Genomic DNA, 17849 nt, shown 5'->3' on the forward strand with positions numbered 1-17849 from the left:
CTTGTGCATACGGGTGTTGACGGGTCGGGCGTGACGGGGGTTGCGGCATGGCGGGGAATCGGCCGGGTGACTGGCATGTCCTGGATCTGGACAAGGATCCGACGCCGGGTGATCCGGACCGGGTGCGGAAGCTGTCGAAGGACCTGCACGATTTCGCCGACGACGTGTCGGACGCGCTGCGTCTGATCAAGGGGATGGCGGACGAGGACGCGGTTCTGACGTGGGCGGGGAAGTCGGCGAAGGCGTTCCAGGACGAGTTCTCCGGTGTGCCGAAGCAGCTGAAGAAGCTGAAGAAGTCGTACGAGATGGCGGGGGACGCGCTCGCCGACTACTGGCCGAAGCTGGAGCGTGCGCAGGCGCTGGCGGACAAGGCGCTGGCCAAGGGGCGGGAGGCACAGGCCGATCTCACGTCCGCCAAGTCCCGTCTGTCGTCCGCCGATTCGTGGGTGACGAAGGCCGGTAAGGAAGCGGACAAGTACAAGGACGACCCGACCGGCAGCAAGGACACCGAGAAGCCGGACGAGGCGAAGGTCCGCGCCGCCACGAGGGACGCGCAGCACGCCAAGTCGGCGCGGACCAGCGCCCAGTCGGACGTGACGAACGCGAACGGCGCGCTCGACGCGGCGAAGAAGATGGCCGCGGACGCCCGCAAGATGCGGGAGGAGGCGGCGCGGGACGCGAAGTCGAAGATCGACGAGGCGTCCGACGCCGGTATCCACAACCGGAAGTGGTGGGAGGAGGTCGGGGACTGGTTCTCCGACAACTGGGACACCATCGTCACGGTCTGCAAGGTCGTCGTGGCCGTGGTCGGGATCATCGCGCTGATCATCGGAGGGCCGATCCTCGGTGCGATCGTGCTGATCGCCGCGCTGGTGGTCCTCGCCGACACACTCAACAAATACGCGAAGGGCCAGGCGTCCCTGTGGGACGTGGGCTTCGCGGCGCTGGACTGCATACCCGGCATGAAGGGGCTCACCACCCTCGGCGGACTCGCCAAGGGACTCAAGGGCGGCCTGGCGGCGATGAAGGGCCTCAAGGTCGGGCTCAAGGGGATGGCCCTGGCGGCCCGGGGTCTGGGCAAGAGCGCTCGCGGCATGCTCGCCGCGGGTGGCAGGAGTGCCTTCAACCGGCTGAAGAACGTGGTCAAGTTCAAGGGCAGCGACCCCGTGGACATGGCCACCGGCGCGATGTTCCTGCCGCAGACCGACATCGTCCTGCCGGGCCTGCTCCCGCTCGCCTTCAGCCGCCGGGTCGCCTCCGACCACCGCTGCGGCTGGTGGTTCGGCCCCACGTGGTCCTCCACGGTGGACCAGAGGCTGGAGATCGACACCGAGGGAGTCGTGTTCGTCACCGAAGACGGACTGCTCCTCGCCTATCCGCACCCGGACGGCCCCGGCTCACCGGTGCTGCCTCTGGCCGGCCCGCGGTGGCCGCTCTCCCGCCAGGAGGACGGCGGTTACACGGTGACCGACCCGGTCGCCGGCCACACGCGTCGTTTCGCTGCGGTCTCCGGCGGAACCGTGGGACTGGCCCTGCTGGAGCGGATATCCGACCGCAACGGCCACACGATCGACTTCGACCACGACGAGACCGGCGCCCCGACCGGCATCCGGCACTCCGGCGGCTACCACCTCAAGCTCACCACCGAGGACGGCCGTGTCACCGGGCTGGCCCTGGCGGGCGCCTCCGAGGACGGCTCGGACGTCGTCGTCAGGCGGTTCGAGTACACCGACGGCAGTCTCACCGCCGCGGTCGACTCCTCGGGCCACCCGCTCCTCCTCACGTACGACGAGCGGCTGCGTGTCACCTCGTGGACCGACACGAACGGCAGCCGCTACGCCTACGCCTACGACGACCGTGACCGCTGTGTCGCCGAGGGCGGCGAGGCCGGCCACATCACCATCGCCCTCGACTACGACGGCACGGATCCGCGCTGGCCCGATCTGCGGATCACCGCCCTCACCACGGCGGAGGGCGCGACCAGCCGCTTCGTGATCAACGATCTCCGCCAGGTCGTCGCCGAGATCGACGCCAACGGCTCGGTCACCCGCACCGAGTACGACCAGGACCACCACGTCAGGTCCCGGACCGACGCCCTCGGCCGCACCACCCGGTTCGACGTCGACACGGCGGGACGGACCCTCGCCGTCGTCGCCCCGGACGGCGGAACGACCCGCAGCACGTACAACGGCCTCGGCCGCCCGACGGCTGTTCTCCTGCCCGACGGCTCCAGCCTGCTGCGCGAGTACGACGAGCGCGGCAACTGCACCGCCGCCACCGACGAGACGGGCGCCACCACGCGCTACGCGTACGACGGCTCCGGCAGACTGACGGGCATCACCGACCCGCTGGGAGCGACGACGCGGGTGCGCTGCACCGCCGCGGGTCTGGTCGCCGAGCTGACCGACCCTCTGGGCGGACGCCGCGTCGCACATCACGACGGCTTCGGGCGGGTCGTTCTCGTCAGCGACCCCCTGGGTGCGCGCACCCGGCGCTGGTGGACCGTCGAGGGCCTGCTCGCCCGGGAGGTCGGGCCGGACGGGGCGGAACAGACGTGGGTGTACGACGGAGAGGGCAACTGCATCCGCCACACGGATGCCGCAGGCGGCGTCTCCACCTACGAGTACAGCCACTTCGACCTGCTGACCGCACGTACCGGGCCCGACGGGGTCCGCTACGCGTTCGAGCACGACTCCTCGCTGCGCCTGACGAAGGTCATCGACCCGCACGGGCTGACATGGGACTACGCCTACGATCCGGCCGGCCGGCTGGTCGCGGAAACCGACTTCGACGACCGCCGTGTCGTGTACCGGCGTGACGCGGCGGGCAGCGTGCTCGCACGCACGAATCCGCTGGGACAGTCCGTCACCTACGCGTACGACATCCTGGGCCGCCTCGCCTCCAAGAACGTGGAGGGCGCGGTCACCACGTACGCGTACGACAGCATGGGCAGGGGACTGTGTGCCACGAACCCGGACGGCGAGGTCGTCTGGGAACGGGACGCCGCGGGGAGGATCACCGCCGAGACGGTGAACGGGCGCACTCTGTCGATCGGCTACGACGCGGCGGGCCGGCGCACCGAGCGCAGGACACCCACCGGCGCCCTCGCCGTCCACGGCTACGACGCGGCGGGCCGCACGACCTCGCTGACCACCTCCGGGCACACCCTGGCCTTCACCCACGACGCGGCGGGCCGGGAGATCTCCCGCCTCGTGGACGGCTCGCTCACCCTCACCCAGGGCTGGGACACGGCCGGCCGGCCGGCGGACAGGACCGTGGCGGGGCCCCATGGCACCGTCCAGCAGCGCTCGTACGCCTTCCGCCCGGACGACTCGCTCATCGGCATCGACGACTCCCGGTACGGCGAGATCGGTGTGGAGCTGGACGGCGCGGGCCGCGTGACGCGGGTCCGGGCCCGCGACTGGGCGGAGGACTACGCCTACGACCAGCGGGGGAACCAGAGCCGGGCCTCCTGGCCCGGGCGGGAGGCGGGCGAGGACGTACGGGGGGAGCGGGCGTACGAAGGCAACCGCCTCATCCACGCCGGCTCCGTGCGGTACGAGTACGACGGGGCCGGGCGCGTCGTGGTGCGCCGCAGAACCCGTCTCTCGCGCAAGCCGGACGTCTGGCGGTACATGTGGGACGCCGAGGACCGTCTGACCTCGGTGACCACCCCGGACGGGACGGTGTGGCGCTACCTCTACGACCCGTTCGGCCGCCGCACGGCCAAACGGCGCATGGCCGCCGACGGCGTGACGGCCGTGGAGGAGACCCGGTTCACCTGGGACGGCCCCCTCGTCACGGAGCAGACGACCACCGGCCCCGGCCTGCCGCATCCGGTGACCCTGACCTGGGACCACGACGGCGTGTTCCCCCTGGCGCAGACCGAACGCCTCACCGATGGGGCCACGCAGGAGGAGATCGACTCCCGCTTCTTCGCGATCGTCACCGACCTCGTCGGCTCTCCCACCGAACTCGTCGACGGCACCGGACACGTCGCCTGGCGCTCACGCAGGACGCTCTGGGGCGTCACCCCGTGGAAGGCCGACAGCACCGCCTACACGCCGCTGCGTTTCCCGGGCCAGTACCACGACCCGGAAACCGGTCTCCACTACAACTACCACCGCTATTACGACCCGGAGACCGCGAGGTATTCCTCCGCCGATCCGCTCGGCCTGGAACCGGCGCCGAATCCCTACGGGTACGTGACGAACCCGTTGGGGATGATCGACCCCTTCGGACTCGCGCCCTACACGATCCTGTACCACGGATCGATGGACTGGCAGGGCACCAAGTTCGCCCTGAACATCTCCGAGGACGCGAAGCGGGCGGGCACGCCGAACGCCGGTGTCTATCTGTCGGACGACTTCAACAGGGTGGCGACGTCGTACGGCCGGGGCGGACACGTGGTGCGGGTCAAGGTGCCGAAGGAGTTCGCGGATTCCGTCTTCCAACTGGGCGGACCGCGGCACAATCAGCCGGAGTTCTTCGTCAACACCCCCGAAGGGGTACAGATACTGAACGACGGGATCACGGAGGTCCTGCCCACGATGGAAGCGACGATGAAGCATTTCGCGGGCTTGTTCTGAGATGTTCGAGGCTATTGCTATGACGGAAAATCACCCGCCGATCTCGGAGACGGGACTCGGCTACGACGTGTTCGCGCCGCTGTGGGGGATCCTGGAACTGGGTGTGGTGGCGGAGTCGGGGGAAGAGGCCCTGCGGGGCCCCGCGCTCGCCGGCTTCGTGGCGGCCCACCGGAAGGACATCGACAGGCTCCTGGCGATGATTCGGGACCTCGGCGACTTCTCCTCCGAGACGATGGCCGTCTTCGAGGAGCAGGGCGGATGGAACGACGGCCGTCAGGTGACGCCCGAATACCTGACCATGTACTCGGGCTGCATCGAGGGATACCCGCCGGAGACCGGCGACCCCGCCGTGCTGCGGCGCATCGTCCGCACGGGGAGCGACCTCCAGCTGGCCACCTTCATGGACGCCCTCGTGGGAACGGCCACGGCGCGGGGCCCGGGCCCCGGCGTCTCGGCGCCGCTCGTCGCCGACGCCGTGCGCAGGGCGGGGGCCCTGCTGGGTCTCCACGACGAGCGAGTGGTGCCGGACACCTTCCGGATGTGGCGCGTCAAGTTCCTGCCGGACGTCCTGCGCCCCGACTCCCCCTCGGGGGAGGCGGTCAAGGCCGATCTGCGGCTGTACGCCCGCGCGTTGGAGGAACTGGCCGAGGGAATCCGCTGAGCGAGGACTCCACGGCGTCGCGGGCGCGGTGACCGGCTCACGGCGAGCCGGGACGGCGGGGCGGAGGCGGTGTGCCGGGCGGTGCCGGGTGGCATTCTCCGGGCGGGCGCCGATGTCCCGGCCGAGCCGGGTTTGATCTGCGTCACCTTAGGGGTACGATCCTCGGCTCGATTGGCCAGGTCCCTGTCCTGTATGGCAGACTAGCGGGGTTGCTCGGTCGAGTGCCGATGCTGCGCGCCTCCCGTCGGGAGGACTGGAAGCGAGTCCCACAGTACTCGTCGCCCCATCTGTCGTCAGGCAGCGCTGGGGCGGACGTACGGGAATCTTCCGGGAAGTGTCAGCGGGGTGCAGACCAGGCACCCGGTGGGTGTTTTCGCCCCCGGTCCTGCGGTTGCTTTCGGGCGGAGCCGCGTCCCTCGTAGGGAAATCCGTGACGGATATCCCTGTCGGCAGGAACGCGACACACCCGACCGCGTGGGTCGGAGGCCAGGACGCGAACCCCCGGGTTCCAGAGCGTTTCACTAGACAAAGGACTACTGAGTAGCCATGGCGGGACAGAAGATCCGCATCCGGCTCAAGGCCTACGACCACGAGGTCATCGATTCCTCGGCGAAGAAGATCGTCGAAACGGTGACCCGCACTGGTGCGTCGGTCGCAGGCCCGGTGCCGCTGCCCACTGAGAAGAACGTGTACTGCGTCATCAAGTCGCCGCACAAGTACAAGGACTCTCGCGAGCACTTCGAGATGCGCACGCACAAGCGCCTCATCGACATCCTCGACCCCACGCCCAAGACCGTTGACTCTCTGATGCGACTCGACCTCCCGGCCGGTGTCGACATCGAGATCAAGCTCTAGGGATCGGTGATCTGAGAATGGCTAAGCAGATCAAGGGAATCCTGGGCGAGAAGCTCGGCATGACGCAGGTGTGGGACGAGAACAACCGTGTTGTTCCCGTCACCGTCGTCAAGGCCGGCCCGAACGTCGTGACCCAGGTCCGTACGAATGACTCCGACGGCTACGAGTCGGTCCAGATCGCCTTCGGCGAGATTGACCCGCGCAAGGTGAACAAGCCCCTCAAGGGTCACTTCGCCAAGGCCGACGTCACCCCCCGCCGCCACCTCGTCGAGATCCGTACCGCTGACGCCAGCGAGTACACCCTCGGCCAGGAGATCACCGCTGAGGTGTTCGAGGCCGGCATCAAGGTGGATGTGACCGGCAAGAGCAAGGGCAAGGGCTTCGCCGGTGTCATGAAGCGTCACAACTTCAAGGGCCTCGGCGCCGGACACGGTGTCCAGCGCAAGCACCGCTCTCCCGGCTCCATCGGTGGCTGTGCCACCCCGGGCCGTGTGTTCAAGGGCGTCCGCATGGCGGGCCGCATGGGCAACGAGCGGGTCACCACCCAGAACCTGACCGTTCACGCCGTTGACGCGGAGAAGGGCCTGCTCCTCATCAAGGGAGCGATCCCTGGTCCGAACGGCGGCCTCGTCCTGGTCCGTACCGCGGCCAAGGGGGCCTGAGGACATGAGCACCATTGACATTCTGTCGCCCTCCGGCGACAACGCCGGGACCGTTGAGCTCCCGGCCGAGATCTTCGATGTAGAGAAGATCAGCATCCCGCTGCTTCACCAGGTTGTCGTCGCGCAGCTGGCCGCGGCCCGTCAGGGCACGCACAAGGTCAAGCGTCGTGGCGAGGTCCGTGGTGGTGGCCGCAAGCCTTACCGCCAGAAGGGCACCGGCCGCGCCCGTCAGGGTTCGACCCGCGCGCCGCAGTTCGCCGGCGGTGGCGTCGTTCACGGCCCCACCCCGCGTGACTACTCGCAGCGGACCCCGAAGAAGATGAAGGCCGCGGCCCTGCGCCACGCCCTCACCGACCGGGCCCGCAACGCTCGCATCCACGTCATCACCGGCGTGATCGAGGGCGAGACCCCCTCCACCAAGGCCGCGAAGAGCTTCCTCGGCAAGGTCAGCGAGCGCAAGAACGTGCTCCTGGTCATCGAGCGCTCGGACGAGGCCGCGCTGCTTTCCGCGCGCAACCTGCCCCAGGTCCACATCCTGGAGCCGGGCCAGCTGAACACGTACGACGTTCTCGTCTCGGACGACGTGGTCTTCACCCAGGCCGCTTTCGAGTCCTTCGTGTCTGGCCCCCAGGCCGCTGACACCGAAGGGAGCGAAGCCTGATGGCTACGCGTCACCCGAGCATTGCCTCGAAGGCCGCCAAGGCCAAGAAGGTCGCGCGCGTCGCCAAGGCGAAGCGTCACGAGGCCGAAGGCAAGAACACCGTCGAGACCCCGCTGAGCAAGAGCTTCACGGACCCCCGTGACGTTCTCCTCAAGCCGGTCGTCTCGGAGAAGAGCTACGCGCTGCTCGACGAGGGCAAGTACACCTTCGTCGTGGACCCGCGGGCCAACAAGACCCAGATCAAGCAGGCCGTCCAGGCGGTCTTCTCGGTCAAGGTCACCGGTGTCAACACGATCAACCGTCAGGGCAAGCGCAAGCGCACCAAGACGGGCTTCGGCAAGCGTGCTGACAGCAAGCGCGCGATCGTGACCCTCGCTGAGGGCGACCGTATCGACATCTTCGGCCAGGCCTCCTAACGGAGCGCCCTGGTCCGAATATCGGACGAGGACTGAGAAATGGGAATCCGCAAGTACAAGCCGACTACGCCGGGCCGTCGTGGCTCCAGCGTCGCCGACTTCGTCGAGGTCACGCGGTCCACGCCGGAGAAGTCGCTGGTCCGCCCGCTGCACAGCAAGGGCGGCCGTAACAACGCCGGTCGTGTGACCGTTCGCCACCAGGGTGGCGGACACAAGCGCGCCTACCGAGTGATCGACTTCCGTCGTCACGACAAGGACGGCGTGCCGGCGAAGGTCGCGCACATCGAGTACGACCCCAACCGCACCGCGCGCATCGCGCTGCTGCACTACGCGGACGGCGAGAAGCGCTACATCCTCGCCCCGCGCAACCTGTCGCAGGGTGACCGCGTCGAGAACGGTCCTGGGGCCGACATCAAGCCGGGCAACAACCTGGCGCTCCGCAACATCCCGGTCGGTACCACGATCCACGCGATCGAGATCCGTCCCGGTGGCGGCGCCAAGTTCGCCCGCTCCGCCGGTGCCTCGGTGCAGCTGCTCGCGAAGGAGGGCACGATGGCCCACCTTCGTATGCCTTCCGGTGAGATCCGCCTGGTCGACCAGCGCTGCCGCGCCACGGTCGGCGAGGTCGGCAACGCCGAGCAGAGCAACATCAACTGGGGTAAGGCCGGCCGTAAGCGCTGGCTGGGCGTTCGCCCGTCCGTCCGCGGTGTGGCGATGAACCCGGTTGACCACCCGCACGGTGGTGGTGAGGGCAAGACCTCCGGTGGTCGCCACCCGGTCAGCCCGTGGGGTCAGAAGGAGGGTCGTACTCGTTCGCCGAAGAAGGCTTCGAACAAGTACATCGTCCGCCGCCGCAAGACGAACAAGAAGCGCTAGGAGCGGGTTTAGATGCCGCGCAGTCTCAAGAAGGGACCCTTCGTCGACGGACACCTTGTAAAGAAGGTGGACGTACAGAACGAAGCCGGTACCAAGAACGTCATCAAGACCTGGTCCCGTCGCTCGATGATCATCCCGGCCATGCTCGGCCACACGATCGCGGTGCACAACGGCAAGACCCACATCCCGGTGTTTGTCACCGAGTCGATGGTCGGCCACAAGCTCGGCGAGTTCTCGCCGACGCGCACCTTCCGGGGTCACGTCAAGGACGACCGGAAGTCGAAGCGCCGCTAACGCGGGGTGGAATCGACCATGACAGACACTGGAAGGACAACCATGGAAGCCAGGGCCCAGGCGCGGTACATCCGCGTTACGCCCATGAAGGCCCGCCGAGTGGTGGACCTTATCCGTGGCATGGATGCCACGGAGGCTCAGGCGGTCCTGCGTTTCGCCCCGCAGGCCGCGAGCGTGCCGGTTGGCAAGGTGCTTGACAGCGCCATCGCCAACGCCGCGCACAACTACGACCACACCGACGCCGGCAGCCTTGTCATCTCTGAGGCGTACGTCGACGAGGGTCCGACCCTGAAGCGGTTCCGGCCGCGTGCCCAGGGCCGTGCCTACCGGATCCGCAAGCGGACCAGCCACATCACCGTGGTCGTCAGCAGCAAGGAAGGAACCCGGTAATGGGCCAGAAGGTTAACCCGCATGGGTTCCGGCTCGGCATCACCACGGACTTCAAGTCCCGTTGGTACGCCGACAAGCTGTACAAGGACTACGTCAAGGAAGACGTCGCCATCCGTCGGATGATGACGTCCGGCATGGAGCGCGCCGGCATCTCGAAGGTTGAGATCGAGCGCACCCGTGACCGCGTGCGGGTGGACATCCACACCGCGCGTCCCGGCATCGTCATCGGCCGCCGTGGCGCCGAGGCCGACCGCATCCGCGGCGACCTCGAGAAGCTCACGGGCAAGCAGGTCCAGCTGAACATCCTCGAGGTCAAGAGCCCCGAGACCGACGCTCAGCTGGTTGCTCAGGCCGTTGCCGAGCAGCTGTCCTCCCGCGTCTCCTTCCGTCGCGCCATGCGTAAGAGCATGCAGGGCACGATGAAGGCCGGCGCCAAGGGCATCAAGATTCAGTGCGGTGGCCGTCTCGGCGGCGCCGAGATGTCCCGCTCGGAGTTCTACCGCGAGGGCCGTGTGCCCCTGCACACGCTCCGCGCGAACGTCGACTACGGCTTCTTCGAGGCCAAGACGACCTTCGGCCGTATCGGTGTGAAGGTCTGGATCTACAAGGGCGACGTCAAGAACATCGCCGAGGTTCGCGCCGAGAACGCCGCTGCCCGTGCCGGCAACCGCCCGGCCCGTGGCGGCAACGACCGCCCGGCCGGCCGTGGTGGCCGTGGTGGCGAGCGTGGCGGTCGCGGTCGTAAGCCGCAGCAGGCTCCCGCTGCCGAGGCCCCCAAGGCCGAGGCTCCGGCTGCCGCTCCGGCTGAGAGCACCGGAACGGAGGCCTGACCGACATGCTGATCCCCCGCAGGGTCAAGCACCGCAAGCAGCACCACCCGAAGCGCCGTGGTCAGGCCAAGGGCGGTACGCAGGTTTCGTTCGGCGAGTACGGCATTCAGGCCCTCACGCCGGCGTACGTGACGAACCGCCAGATCGAGGCCGCGCGTATCGCGATGACCCGCCACATCAAGCGTGGCGGCAAGGTCTGGATCAACATCTACCCGGACCGCCCGCTCACGAAGAAGCCCGCCGAGACCCGCATGGGTTCCGGTAAGGGTTCCCCCGAGTGGTGGGTCGCGAACGTGCACCCGGGCCGGGTCATGTTCGAACTGTCCTACCCCAACGAGAAGATCGCCCGTGAGGCCCTCACTCGCGCAGCCCACAAGCTGCCGATGAAGTGCCGGATCGTCAAGCGCGAGGCAGGTGAAGCGTGATGTCGGCCGGTACCAAGGCGTCCGAGCTGCGCGAACTGGGTGACGAGGAGCTTCTCGCGAAGCTCCGCGAAGCCAAGGAAGAGCTGTTCAACCTCCGCTTCCAGGCGGCGACCGGTCAGCTCGAGAACCACGGTCGGCTCAAGGCCGTCCGCAAGGACATCGCGCGGATCTACACCCTGATGCGTGAGCGCGAGCTGGGCATCGAAACGGTGGAGAGCGCCTGATGAGCGAGAGCAACGTGACTGAGCAGAAGACCGACCGCGGTTTCCGCAAGACCCGCGAGGGTCTGGTCGTCAGCGACAAGATGGACAAGACCGTCGTCGTCGCTGTCGAGGACCGCGTGAAGCACGCGCTGTACGGCAAGGTCATCCGCCGTACGAACAAGCTCAAGGCCCACGACGAGCAGAACGCCGCCGGCGTCGGCGACCGCGTCCTCCTGATGGAGACCCGGCCGCTGTCCTCGACGAAGCGCTGGCGCATCGTCGAGATCCTCGAGAAGGCCAAGTAATTACCTGAGGGGTATCCCTCAGGTTGGTTCCGCCAGGCTCGGGGCGGGGTCGCCGTAAAGGCCGACCCCGCCCCGGGAACCGGCAGACAATCAGGAGATAGACGTGATCCAGCAGGAGTCGCGACTGCGTGTCGCCGACAACACTGGTGCGAAGGAAATCCTTTGCATCCGTGTGCTCGGTGGCTCCGGTCGCCGCTACGCGGGCATCGGTGACGTCATCGTCGCCACCGTCAAGGACGCGATCCCCGGCGGCAACGTGAAGAAGGGTGACGTCATCAAGGCCGTCATCGTTCGCACCGTCAAGGAGCGCCGCCGTCCGGACGGCTCGTACATCCGCTTCGACGAGAACGCCGCCGTCATTCTGAAGAACGACGGCGACCCTCGCGGCACCCGTATCTTCGGCCCTGTCGGCCGTGAGCTGCGCGAGAAGAAGTTCATGAAGATCATCTCGCTCGCGCCGGAGGTGCTGTAAGCATGAAGATCAAGAAGGGCGACCTGGTTCAGGTCATCACCGGTAAGGACAAGGGCAAGCAGGGCAAGGTCATTGCCGCTTACCCGCGCGACGAGCGCGTCCTGGTCGAGGGTGTCAACCGGGTCAAGAAGCACACGAAGGCCGGCCCGACCGCCAAGGGTTCGCAGGCCGGTGGCATCGTCACGACCGAGGCGCCCGTCCACGTCTCCAACGTCCAGCTGGTCGTTGAGAAGGACGGCAACAAGGTCGTCACGCGCGTCGGTTTCCGCTTCGACGACGAGGGCAACAAGATCCGCGTTGCCAAGCGGACGGGTGAGGACATCTGATGGCTACCACCACCACTCCGCGTCTCAAGACGAAGTACCGCGAGGAGATCGCGGGCAAGCTGCAGGAAGAGTTCTCGTACGAGAACGTCATGCAGACCCCGGGCCTCGTCAAGATTGTGGTCAACATGGGTGTGGGCGACGCCGCCCGCGACTCCAAGCTGATGGACGGCGCGATTCGCGACCTCACCACGATCACCGGTCAGAAGCCGGCCGTCACCAAGGCCCGCAAGTCCATCGCGCAGTTCAAGCTGCGTGAAGGTCAGCCGATCGGTGCCCACGTCACGCTCCGTGGCGACCGCATGTGGGAGTTCCTGGACCGCACCCTGTCGCTCGCGCTTCCGCGCATCCGCGACTTCCGTGGTCTGTCCCCCAAGCAGTTCGACGGCCGTGGCAACTACACCTTCGGTCTCACGGAGCAGGTCATGTTCCACGAGATCGACCAGGACAAGATCGACCGCACCCGGGGTATGGACATCACCGTGGTGACCACGGCGACCAACGACGCTGAGGGCCGCGCGCTCCTCCGTCACCTCGGCTTCCCCTTCAAGGAGGCGTAAGCGAGATGGCGAAGAAGGCTCTGATTGCCAAGGCTGCTCGTAAGCCCAAGTTCGGTGTGCGTGGCTACACGCGCTGCCAGCGCTGCGGTCGTCCGCACTCCGTGTACCGCAAGTTCGGCCTGTGCCGCGTCTGCCTTCGTGAGATGGCTCACCGTGGCGAGCTGCCGGGCGTGACCAAGAGCTCCTGGTAGTCCCCGCAATTCAGGGATTCCAGGGCTCTCGGTAAGCAAAGGGCTCTGTCAGGTGCCCACCTCTCCATGGCTTAGGCTAGGAGGGTTGGGCGCCTGACGCCCGTACGACTTACTACGCCGTAGGTCCCCGCACCGCACCCGTCCCGCCCATGAGTGGGGAGAGGGATGGCGCATACAGGAAACCCCGGCGAGAGAGGCCGAAGGCCAATTCATGACCATGACTGATCCGATCGCGGACATGCTTACGCGTCTGCGTAACGCGAACTCGGCGTACCACGACACCGTGGGTATGCCGCACAGCAAGATCAAGTCGCACATCGCGGAGATCCTCCAGCAGGAGGGCTTCATCACGGGCTGGAAGGTCGAGGACGCCGAGGTCGGCAAGAACCTCGTTCTCGAGCTGAAGTTCGGCCCGAACCGTGAGCGCTCCATCGCGGGCATCAAGCGGATCTCCAAGCCCGGTCTCCGGGTTTACGCGAAGTCCACCAACCTGCCCAAGGTGCTGGGCGGCCTCGGCGTGGCGATCATCTCCACGTCGCACGGGCTCCTCACCGACAAGCAGGCCGGCAAGAAGGGCGTAGGCGGAGAAGTTCTCGCCTACGTCTGGTAACGGAAGGGAACGGAGGAAACAGCTATGTCGCGTATTGGCAAGCTCCCCATCACGGTTCCCGCCGGCGTGGACGTCACCATCGACGGCCGTACGGTTGCGGTGAAGGGCCCCAAGGGCACCCTCTCTCACACCATTGCGTCGCCGATCGAGATCGCTAAGGGCGAGGACGGCGTTCTGAACGTCACCCGCCCGAACGACGAGCGTCAGAACAAGGCCCTCCACGGCCTGTCCCGCACGCTGGTGGCGAACATGATCACCGGCGTGACCACGGGTTACGTGAAGAAGCTCGAGATCAGCGGTGTCGGTTACCGCGTCCTGGCGAAGGGCTCCAACCTGGAGTTCTCGCTCGGCTACAGCCACTCGATCACCGTCGAGGCCCCCGAAGGCATCACCTTCAAGGTCGAGAACCCGACGCGGTTCTCGGTCGAGGGCATCGACAAGCAGAAGGTCGGCGAGGTTGCGGCCAACATCCGCAAGCTGCGCAAGCCCGACCCGTACAAGGCCAAGGGCGTCAAGTACGAAGGCGAAGTCATCCGCCGCAAGGTCGGAAAGGCGGGTAAGTAAGCCATGGCATACGGTGTCAAGATTGCTAAGGGCGACGCTTACAAGCGTGCTGCCATCAAGCGTCGTCACATCCGGATCCGGAAGCACATCTCGGGTACGGCTGAGCGTCCGCGCCTGGTCGTGACGCGCTCCAACCGCCACATCGTGGCCCAGGTCATTGACGACGTTAAGGGTCACACCCTCGCGTCGGCGTCGACCCTGGACACGACGATCCGCGGCGGCGAGAGCGACAAGTCGGCTCAGGCCAAGTCGGTCGGCGCCCTTGTCGCCGAGCGCGCCAAGGCCGCCGGTGTCGAGGCTGTCGTATTCGACCGTGGTGGAAACCAGTACGCCGGGCGCATTGCCGCCCTGGCGGACGCCGCCCGCGAAGCCGGACTCAAGTTCTGAGTCGGTTCCGTAGCTAGCGGAAACAGAGAGAGGTAATTCCAATGGCTGGACCCCAGCGCCGCGGTGGCGGTGCCGGTGGCGGCGAGCGGCGGGACCGGAAGGGCCGTGACGGCGGCGCAGCTGCTGCCGAGAAGACCGCGTACGTTGAGCGCGTTGTCGCGATCAACCGCGTCGCCAAGGTTGTGAAGGGTGGTCGTCGCTTCAGCTTCACCGCGCTGGTCGTGGTGGGCGATGGTGACGGCACCGTCGGTGTCGGTTACGGCAAGGCCAAGGAGGTGCCGGCCGCGATCGCCAAGGGTGTTGAAGAGGCCAAGAAGCACTTCTTCAAGGTCCCCCGCATCCAGGGCACCATCCCGCACCCGATCACGGGCGAGAAGGCCGCGGGCGTCGTCCTGCTCAAGCCTGCTTCCCCCGGTACCGGCGTTATCGCCGGTGGCCCGGTGCGTGCTGTGCTCGAGTGCGCCGGCGTTCACGACATCCTGTCGAAGTCGCTCGGCTCGTCCAACGCGATCAACATCGTGCACGCGACCGTGGCGGCCCTCAAGGGCCTGCAGCGTCCCGAGGAGATCGCGGCTCGCCGTGGTCTGCCCCTCGAGGACGTCGCCCCCGCGGCTCTCCTTCGTGCACGTGCCGGGGCGGGTGCGTAATGGCTCGCCTCAAGGTCACGCAGACGAAGTCGTACATCGGCAGCAAGCAGAACCACCGTGACACCCTGCGCTCCCTTGGTCTCAAGGGCATCAACACGCAGGTCGTCAAGGAGGACCGCCCCGAGTTCCGCGGAATGGTTCACACCGTCCGCCACCTCGTGACGGTCGAGGAGGTCGACTGATCATGGCGGAAAACAACCCGCTCAAGATCCACAACCTCCGTCCCGCCCCGGGCGCCAAGACCGCCAAGACCCGTGTTGGTCGTGGTGAGGCGTCGAAGGGTAAGACGGCTGGTCGTGGTACCAAGGGCACGAAGGCCCGCTACCAGGTTCCGGAGCGCTTCGAGGGTGGCCAGATGCCCCTCCACATGCGTCTTCCGAAGCTGAAGGGCTTCCGCAACCCGTTCAAGACCGAGTTCCAGGTCGTGAACCTCGACAAGCTGGGCGCGCTGTACCCGGAGGGTGGCGAGGTCACCGTCGAGGGTCTCGTCGCCAAGGGTGCCGTTCGCAAGAACAGCCTCGTCAAGGTCCTCGGCCAGGGCGAGATCTCCGTGGCGCTGCAGGTGACGGTCGACGCCGTCTCCGGCTCCGCCAAGGAGAAGATCACCGCCGCCGGCGGTACCGTCACCGAGCTCGTCTGATTTCAGCAGGCGTCTCGATGACTTGAGCGATCCCGACCGGGGATGCCCCACAAAAGGGGCATCCCCGGTTGGTCGTTCCAAGGGGGGCAGTGTCGCCGGTAAGGTGGCCTGCACTGTTGATTTTCGTCCGGCGTGCCTCAAGGGAACTCCGGGCGGTCTTTGACTGTTGGTTAGCTGTCAGTCATCCGTCGAACCTCAAGACCGTCACCCTCTGACGCAGTAGCGCGGGGGTCGCAGGAGGCACCGTGCTCACCGCGTTCGCCCGGGCGTTCAGGACGCCCGACCTGCGCAAGAAGCTCCTCTTCACGCTCGGCATCATCGTGGTCTACCGGGTCGGTACCCACATTCCGATCCCCGGTGTGAACTACAAGAACGTCCAGTCGTGCATGGACATGGCCGACACGAACCGCGGGCTGTTCAGCCTGATCAACATGTTCAGTGGCGGCGCGCTGCTGCAGATCACGATTTTCGCGCTCGGCATCATGCCGTACATCACGGCGAGCATCATTCTCCAGCTGCTCACCGTGGTGATCCCGCGACTGGAAGCCCTCAAGAAGGAGGGCTCGGCCGGTACGGCGAAGATCACGCAGTACACCCGTTATCTGACGGTCGCGCTCGCCGTCCTGCAGGGAACGGGCCTGGTGGCCACCGCTCGCAGCGGTGCGCTGTTCGGTACGTGCCCGGTCGGCAACCAGATCGTGCCGGACCAGTCGATCTTCACCACCATCACGATGGTCATCACGATGACCGCCGGTACCTGTGTCGTCATGTGGCTCGGTGAGATCATCACCGACCGCGGCATCGGCAACGGCATGTCGATCCTCATGTTCATCTCGATCGCCGCGACCTTCCCGAGCGCGCTGTGGACCGTCAAGATCCAGGGCAAGCTGGCCGGTGGCTGGATCGAGTTCGGCACGGTCATCGCCGTGGGTCTGTGCATGGTCGGTCTGGTGGTCTTCGTCGAGCAGGCGCAGCGCCGGATTCCGGTCCAGTACGCGAAGCGCATGATCGGCCGCCGTTCCTACGGCGGTACCTCGACCTACATTCCGCTGAAGGTCAACCAGGCAGGTGTGATTCCTGTCATCTTCGCCTCGTCGCTGCTCTACATTCCGAGCCTGATCGCCCAGTTCTCGAAGAGCGATTCCGGGTGGAAGACGTGGGTCACGGACAACCTGACCAAGGGTGACCACCCGATTTACATCACGATGTACTTCCTTCTGATCGTTTTCTTCGCGTTCTTCTACGTGGCGATCTCGTTCAACCCCGAGGAAGTAGCCGACAACATGAAGAAGTATGGTGGCTTCATCCCGGGCATCCGGGCTGGCCGGCCGACCGCTGAGTACCTGAGTTACGTACTCAACCGGATCACCTGGCCGGGTTCGCTGTATCTGGGGCTGATCGCTCTCGTACCGACAGTGGCGTTGGTTGGTTTCGGGGCAAACCAGAACTTCCCGTTCGGTGGCACAAGCATCCTGATCATCGTGGGTGTCGGCCTCGAGACGGTGAAGCAGATCGAGAGTCAGCTTCAGCAGCGCAATTACGAAGGGTTCCTCCGCTGATGCGAATCGTCCTCGTCGGGCCGCCCGGTGCCGGGAAGGGAACGCAGGCCGCGTTCCTTGCCAAGAATCTGGAGATCCCGCACATCTCAACGGGCGACCTGTTCCGTGCCAACATCTCTCGGCAGACGGAGCTCGGCAAGCTGGCGAAGTCCTACATGGACAAGGGCGAACTGGTACCGGACGAGGTCACCATCGCCATGGCCAAGGACCGCATGGAGCAGCCCGACGCGGAGCACGGCTTCCTGCTCGACGGCTTCCCGCGCAACGTCTCGCAGGCCGAGGCGCTCGACGAGATGCTGAGCACCGAGGGCATGAAGCTGGACGCGGTCCTGGACCTCGAGGTCCCCGAGGACGAAGTGGTCCGCCGTATCGCGGGCCGTCGCATCTGCCGCAACGACTCGTCGCACGTCTTCCACGTGTCGTACAAGGCGCCGAAGCGGGAGGGTGTCTGCGACGTGTGCGGCGGCGAGCTGTACCAGCGCGACGACGACTCCGAGGACACCGTCCGCACGCGGCTGGAGGTCTACCACACGCAGACCGAGCCGATCATCGACTACTACATGGCCCAGGGCCTGGTCGTCACGATCGCGGCGCTCGGCAAGGTGGAAGAGGTCACGGCGCGCGCGATGGAGGCGCTGTCCCGCGAGGCCGCCTAGGTCCGGGTGGGGCCGCTCCGCGGTAGTACGTATCGCGGGCGCGTGAAGCAGTACGTCGCATCGGCCGCGGCAC

General features: G+C 66.7%; 25 protein-coding genes. All 25 read left to right on the plus strand.

What is annotated here, in order from left to right; all coding sequences use genetic code 11:
- Window positions 1–47 precede the first annotated feature (47 nt).
- The gene (locus ACWD68_RS10670; RefSeq protein ID WP_451806081.1) at window positions 48–4589 is read left to right on the plus strand and encodes an RHS repeat-associated core domain-containing protein; all 4542 of its coding nucleotides are present in this window, start codon (window positions 48–50) and stop codon (window positions 4587–4589) included.
- A gap of 19 nt (window positions 4590–4608) precedes the next feature.
- Window positions 4609–5250, plus strand: coding sequence for a hypothetical protein (locus tag ACWD68_RS10675; protein ID WP_451806082.1), 642 nt, complete (start codon window positions 4609–4611; stop codon window positions 5248–5250).
- A 546-nt stretch (window positions 5251–5796) separates the two neighbouring features.
- Window positions 5797–6105, plus strand: coding sequence for a 30S ribosomal protein S10 (gene rpsJ, locus ACWD68_RS10680; protein ID WP_003948644.1), 309 nt, complete (start codon window positions 5797–5799; stop codon window positions 6103–6105).
- Window positions 6106–6122: 17 nt separating this feature from the next.
- Window positions 6123–6767, plus strand: coding sequence for a 50S ribosomal protein L3 (gene rplC, locus ACWD68_RS10685; protein ID WP_261705325.1), 645 nt, complete (start codon window positions 6123–6125; stop codon window positions 6765–6767).
- 4 nt (window positions 6768–6771) lie between these two features.
- Window positions 6772–7428, plus strand: a complete 657-nt coding sequence (gene rplD, locus ACWD68_RS10690) for a 50S ribosomal protein L4 (RefSeq protein ID WP_081218887.1) — start codon at window positions 6772–6774, stop codon at window positions 7426–7428.
- Window positions 7428–7844, plus strand: a complete 417-nt coding sequence (gene rplW / locus ACWD68_RS10695; protein WP_189190335.1) for a 50S ribosomal protein L23 — start codon at window positions 7428–7430, stop codon at window positions 7842–7844. Before rplD ends, rplW begins: the two co-directional genes overlap by 1 nt.
- Window positions 7845–7883: 39 nt before the next feature.
- The gene (gene rplB / locus ACWD68_RS10700; protein WP_081218889.1) at window positions 7884–8720 is read left to right on the plus strand and encodes a 50S ribosomal protein L2; all 837 of its coding nucleotides are present in this window, start codon (window positions 7884–7886) and stop codon (window positions 8718–8720) included.
- 12 nt (window positions 8721–8732) lie between these two features.
- Window positions 8733–9014 (plus strand): 30S ribosomal protein S19, encoded by a 282-nt coding sequence (gene rpsS / locus ACWD68_RS10705; protein ID WP_024755409.1) that lies wholly within the window; start codon window positions 8733–8735, stop codon window positions 9012–9014.
- 42 nt (window positions 9015–9056) lie between these two features.
- Complete coding sequence (gene rplV, locus ACWD68_RS10710) at window positions 9057–9404, plus strand: 50S ribosomal protein L22 (protein WP_006604878.1); 348 nt, start codon at window positions 9057–9059, stop codon at window positions 9402–9404.
- Window positions 9404–10234 (plus strand): 30S ribosomal protein S3, encoded by an 831-nt coding sequence (gene rpsC / locus ACWD68_RS10715; RefSeq protein ID WP_266761750.1) that lies wholly within the window; start codon window positions 9404–9406, stop codon window positions 10232–10234. The genes rplV and rpsC overlap by 1 nt, the downstream gene beginning before the upstream one ends.
- Window positions 10235–10239: 5 nt before the next feature.
- The gene (gene rplP / locus ACWD68_RS10720) at window positions 10240–10659 is read left to right on the plus strand and encodes a 50S ribosomal protein L16 (protein WP_099500627.1); all 420 of its coding nucleotides are present in this window, start codon (window positions 10240–10242) and stop codon (window positions 10657–10659) included.
- A complete protein-coding gene (rpmC, locus tag ACWD68_RS10725; protein WP_003998824.1) occupies window positions 10659–10883 on the plus strand; it encodes a 50S ribosomal protein L29 in 225 nt (74 codons plus the stop codon). Before rplP ends, rpmC begins: the two co-directional genes overlap by 1 nt.
- On the plus strand, window positions 10883–11167 hold the full coding sequence (gene rpsQ / locus ACWD68_RS10730; protein ID WP_266761752.1) for a 30S ribosomal protein S17: 285 nt from the start codon (window positions 10883–10885) through the stop codon (window positions 11165–11167). Before rpmC ends, rpsQ begins: the two co-directional genes overlap by 1 nt.
- A gap of 103 nt (window positions 11168–11270) precedes the next feature.
- Window positions 11271–11639 (plus strand): 50S ribosomal protein L14, encoded by a 369-nt coding sequence (gene rplN / locus ACWD68_RS10735; protein WP_003992364.1) that lies wholly within the window; start codon window positions 11271–11273, stop codon window positions 11637–11639.
- A 2-nt stretch (window positions 11640–11641) separates the two neighbouring features.
- Complete coding sequence (gene rplX, locus ACWD68_RS10740) at window positions 11642–11965, plus strand: 50S ribosomal protein L24 (protein ID WP_451806083.1); 324 nt, start codon at window positions 11642–11644, stop codon at window positions 11963–11965.
- On the plus strand, window positions 11965–12522 hold the full coding sequence (rplE, locus tag ACWD68_RS10745; RefSeq protein WP_328553959.1) for a 50S ribosomal protein L5: 558 nt from the start codon (window positions 11965–11967) through the stop codon (window positions 12520–12522). The genes rplX and rplE overlap by 1 nt, the downstream gene beginning before the upstream one ends.
- Before the next feature lie 5 nt (window positions 12523–12527).
- Entirely contained in the window at window positions 12528–12713 is a 186-nt protein-coding gene (locus ACWD68_RS10750; RefSeq protein ID WP_003948630.1) for a type Z 30S ribosomal protein S14, read from the plus strand.
- Between the two features lie 211 nt (window positions 12714–12924).
- Window positions 12925–13323 carry a 30S ribosomal protein S8 gene (gene rpsH / locus ACWD68_RS10755; RefSeq protein WP_010986352.1) on the plus strand — a complete coding sequence of 133 codons (399 nt, stop codon included), beginning with the start codon at window positions 12925–12927 and terminating at the stop codon, window positions 13321–13323.
- Between the two features lie 24 nt (window positions 13324–13347).
- Window positions 13348–13887 (plus strand): 50S ribosomal protein L6, encoded by a 540-nt coding sequence (rplF, locus tag ACWD68_RS10760; protein ID WP_451806084.1) that lies wholly within the window; start codon window positions 13348–13350, stop codon window positions 13885–13887.
- A gap of 3 nt (window positions 13888–13890) precedes the next feature.
- Window positions 13891–14274 carry a 50S ribosomal protein L18 gene (gene rplR, locus ACWD68_RS10765; protein ID WP_010986354.1) on the plus strand — a complete coding sequence of 128 codons (384 nt, stop codon included), beginning with the start codon at window positions 13891–13893 and terminating at the stop codon, window positions 14272–14274.
- Window positions 14275–14315: 41 nt separating this feature from the next.
- Entirely contained in the window at window positions 14316–14921 is a 606-nt protein-coding gene (gene rpsE / locus ACWD68_RS10770; protein WP_037694140.1) for a 30S ribosomal protein S5, read from the plus strand.
- The gene (rpmD, locus tag ACWD68_RS10775) at window positions 14921–15103 is read left to right on the plus strand and encodes a 50S ribosomal protein L30 (RefSeq protein WP_055553514.1); all 183 of its coding nucleotides are present in this window, start codon (window positions 14921–14923) and stop codon (window positions 15101–15103) included. The genes rpsE and rpmD overlap by 1 nt, the downstream gene beginning before the upstream one ends.
- A gap of 2 nt (window positions 15104–15105) precedes the next feature.
- Window positions 15106–15561, plus strand: coding sequence for a 50S ribosomal protein L15 (gene rplO, locus ACWD68_RS10780; protein WP_189190330.1), 456 nt, complete (start codon window positions 15106–15108; stop codon window positions 15559–15561).
- A 245-nt stretch (window positions 15562–15806) separates the two neighbouring features.
- Complete coding sequence (gene secY, locus ACWD68_RS10785; RefSeq protein WP_451806085.1) at window positions 15807–17120, plus strand: preprotein translocase subunit SecY; 1314 nt, start codon at window positions 15807–15809, stop codon at window positions 17118–17120.
- Window positions 17120–17776, plus strand: coding sequence for an adenylate kinase (locus ACWD68_RS10790; protein ID WP_451806086.1), 657 nt, complete (start codon window positions 17120–17122; stop codon window positions 17774–17776). Before secY ends, ACWD68_RS10790 begins: the two co-directional genes overlap by 1 nt.
- Window positions 17777–17849 lie beyond the last annotated feature (73 nt).

It is taken from the genome of Streptomyces sp. NPDC005141, assembly GCF_053599975.1.

Bases quoted from the DNA above. Each gene is read 5' to 3' on its own strand.
- ACWD68_RS10670 (WP_451806081.1), top strand. From the start codon at position 48: ATGGCGGGGAATCGGCCGGGTGACTGGCATGTCCTGGATCTGGACAAG.
- ACWD68_RS10675 (WP_451806082.1), top strand. From the start codon at position 4,609: ATGACGGAAAATCACCCGCCGATCTCGGAGACGGGACTCGGCTACGAC.
- rpsJ (WP_003948644.1), top strand. From the start codon at position 5,797: ATGGCGGGACAGAAGATCCGCATCCGGCTCAAGGCCTACGACCACGAG.
- rplC (WP_261705325.1), top strand. From the start codon at position 6,123: ATGGCTAAGCAGATCAAGGGAATCCTGGGCGAGAAGCTCGGCATGACG.
- rplD (WP_081218887.1), top strand. From the start codon at position 6,772: ATGAGCACCATTGACATTCTGTCGCCCTCCGGCGACAACGCCGGGACC.
- rplW (WP_189190335.1), top strand. From the start codon at position 7,428: ATGGCTACGCGTCACCCGAGCATTGCCTCGAAGGCCGCCAAGGCCAAG.
- rplB (WP_081218889.1), top strand. From the start codon at position 7,884: ATGGGAATCCGCAAGTACAAGCCGACTACGCCGGGCCGTCGTGGCTCC.
- rpsS (WP_024755409.1), top strand. From the start codon at position 8,733: ATGCCGCGCAGTCTCAAGAAGGGACCCTTCGTCGACGGACACCTTGTA.
- rplV (WP_006604878.1), top strand. From the start codon at position 9,057: ATGGAAGCCAGGGCCCAGGCGCGGTACATCCGCGTTACGCCCATGAAG.
- rpsC (WP_266761750.1), top strand. From the start codon at position 9,404: ATGGGCCAGAAGGTTAACCCGCATGGGTTCCGGCTCGGCATCACCACG.
- rplP (WP_099500627.1), top strand. From the start codon at position 10,240: ATGCTGATCCCCCGCAGGGTCAAGCACCGCAAGCAGCACCACCCGAAG.
- rpmC (WP_003998824.1), top strand. From the start codon at position 10,659: ATGTCGGCCGGTACCAAGGCGTCCGAGCTGCGCGAACTGGGTGACGAG.
- rpsQ (WP_266761752.1), top strand. From the start codon at position 10,883: ATGAGCGAGAGCAACGTGACTGAGCAGAAGACCGACCGCGGTTTCCGC.
- rplX (WP_451806083.1), top strand. From the start codon at position 11,642: ATGAAGATCAAGAAGGGCGACCTGGTTCAGGTCATCACCGGTAAGGAC.
- rplE (WP_328553959.1), top strand. From the start codon at position 11,965: ATGGCTACCACCACCACTCCGCGTCTCAAGACGAAGTACCGCGAGGAG.
- ACWD68_RS10750 (WP_003948630.1), top strand. From the start codon at position 12,528: ATGGCGAAGAAGGCTCTGATTGCCAAGGCTGCTCGTAAGCCCAAGTTC.
- rpsH (WP_010986352.1), top strand. From the start codon at position 12,925: ATGACCATGACTGATCCGATCGCGGACATGCTTACGCGTCTGCGTAAC.
- rplF (WP_451806084.1), top strand. From the start codon at position 13,348: ATGTCGCGTATTGGCAAGCTCCCCATCACGGTTCCCGCCGGCGTGGAC.
- rplR (WP_010986354.1), top strand. From the start codon at position 13,891: ATGGCATACGGTGTCAAGATTGCTAAGGGCGACGCTTACAAGCGTGCT.
- rpsE (WP_037694140.1), top strand. From the start codon at position 14,316: ATGGCTGGACCCCAGCGCCGCGGTGGCGGTGCCGGTGGCGGCGAGCGG.
- rpmD (WP_055553514.1), top strand. From the start codon at position 14,921: ATGGCTCGCCTCAAGGTCACGCAGACGAAGTCGTACATCGGCAGCAAG.
- rplO (WP_189190330.1), top strand. From the start codon at position 15,106: ATGGCGGAAAACAACCCGCTCAAGATCCACAACCTCCGTCCCGCCCCG.
- ACWD68_RS10790 (WP_451806086.1), top strand. From the start codon at position 17,120: ATGCGAATCGTCCTCGTCGGGCCGCCCGGTGCCGGGAAGGGAACGCAG.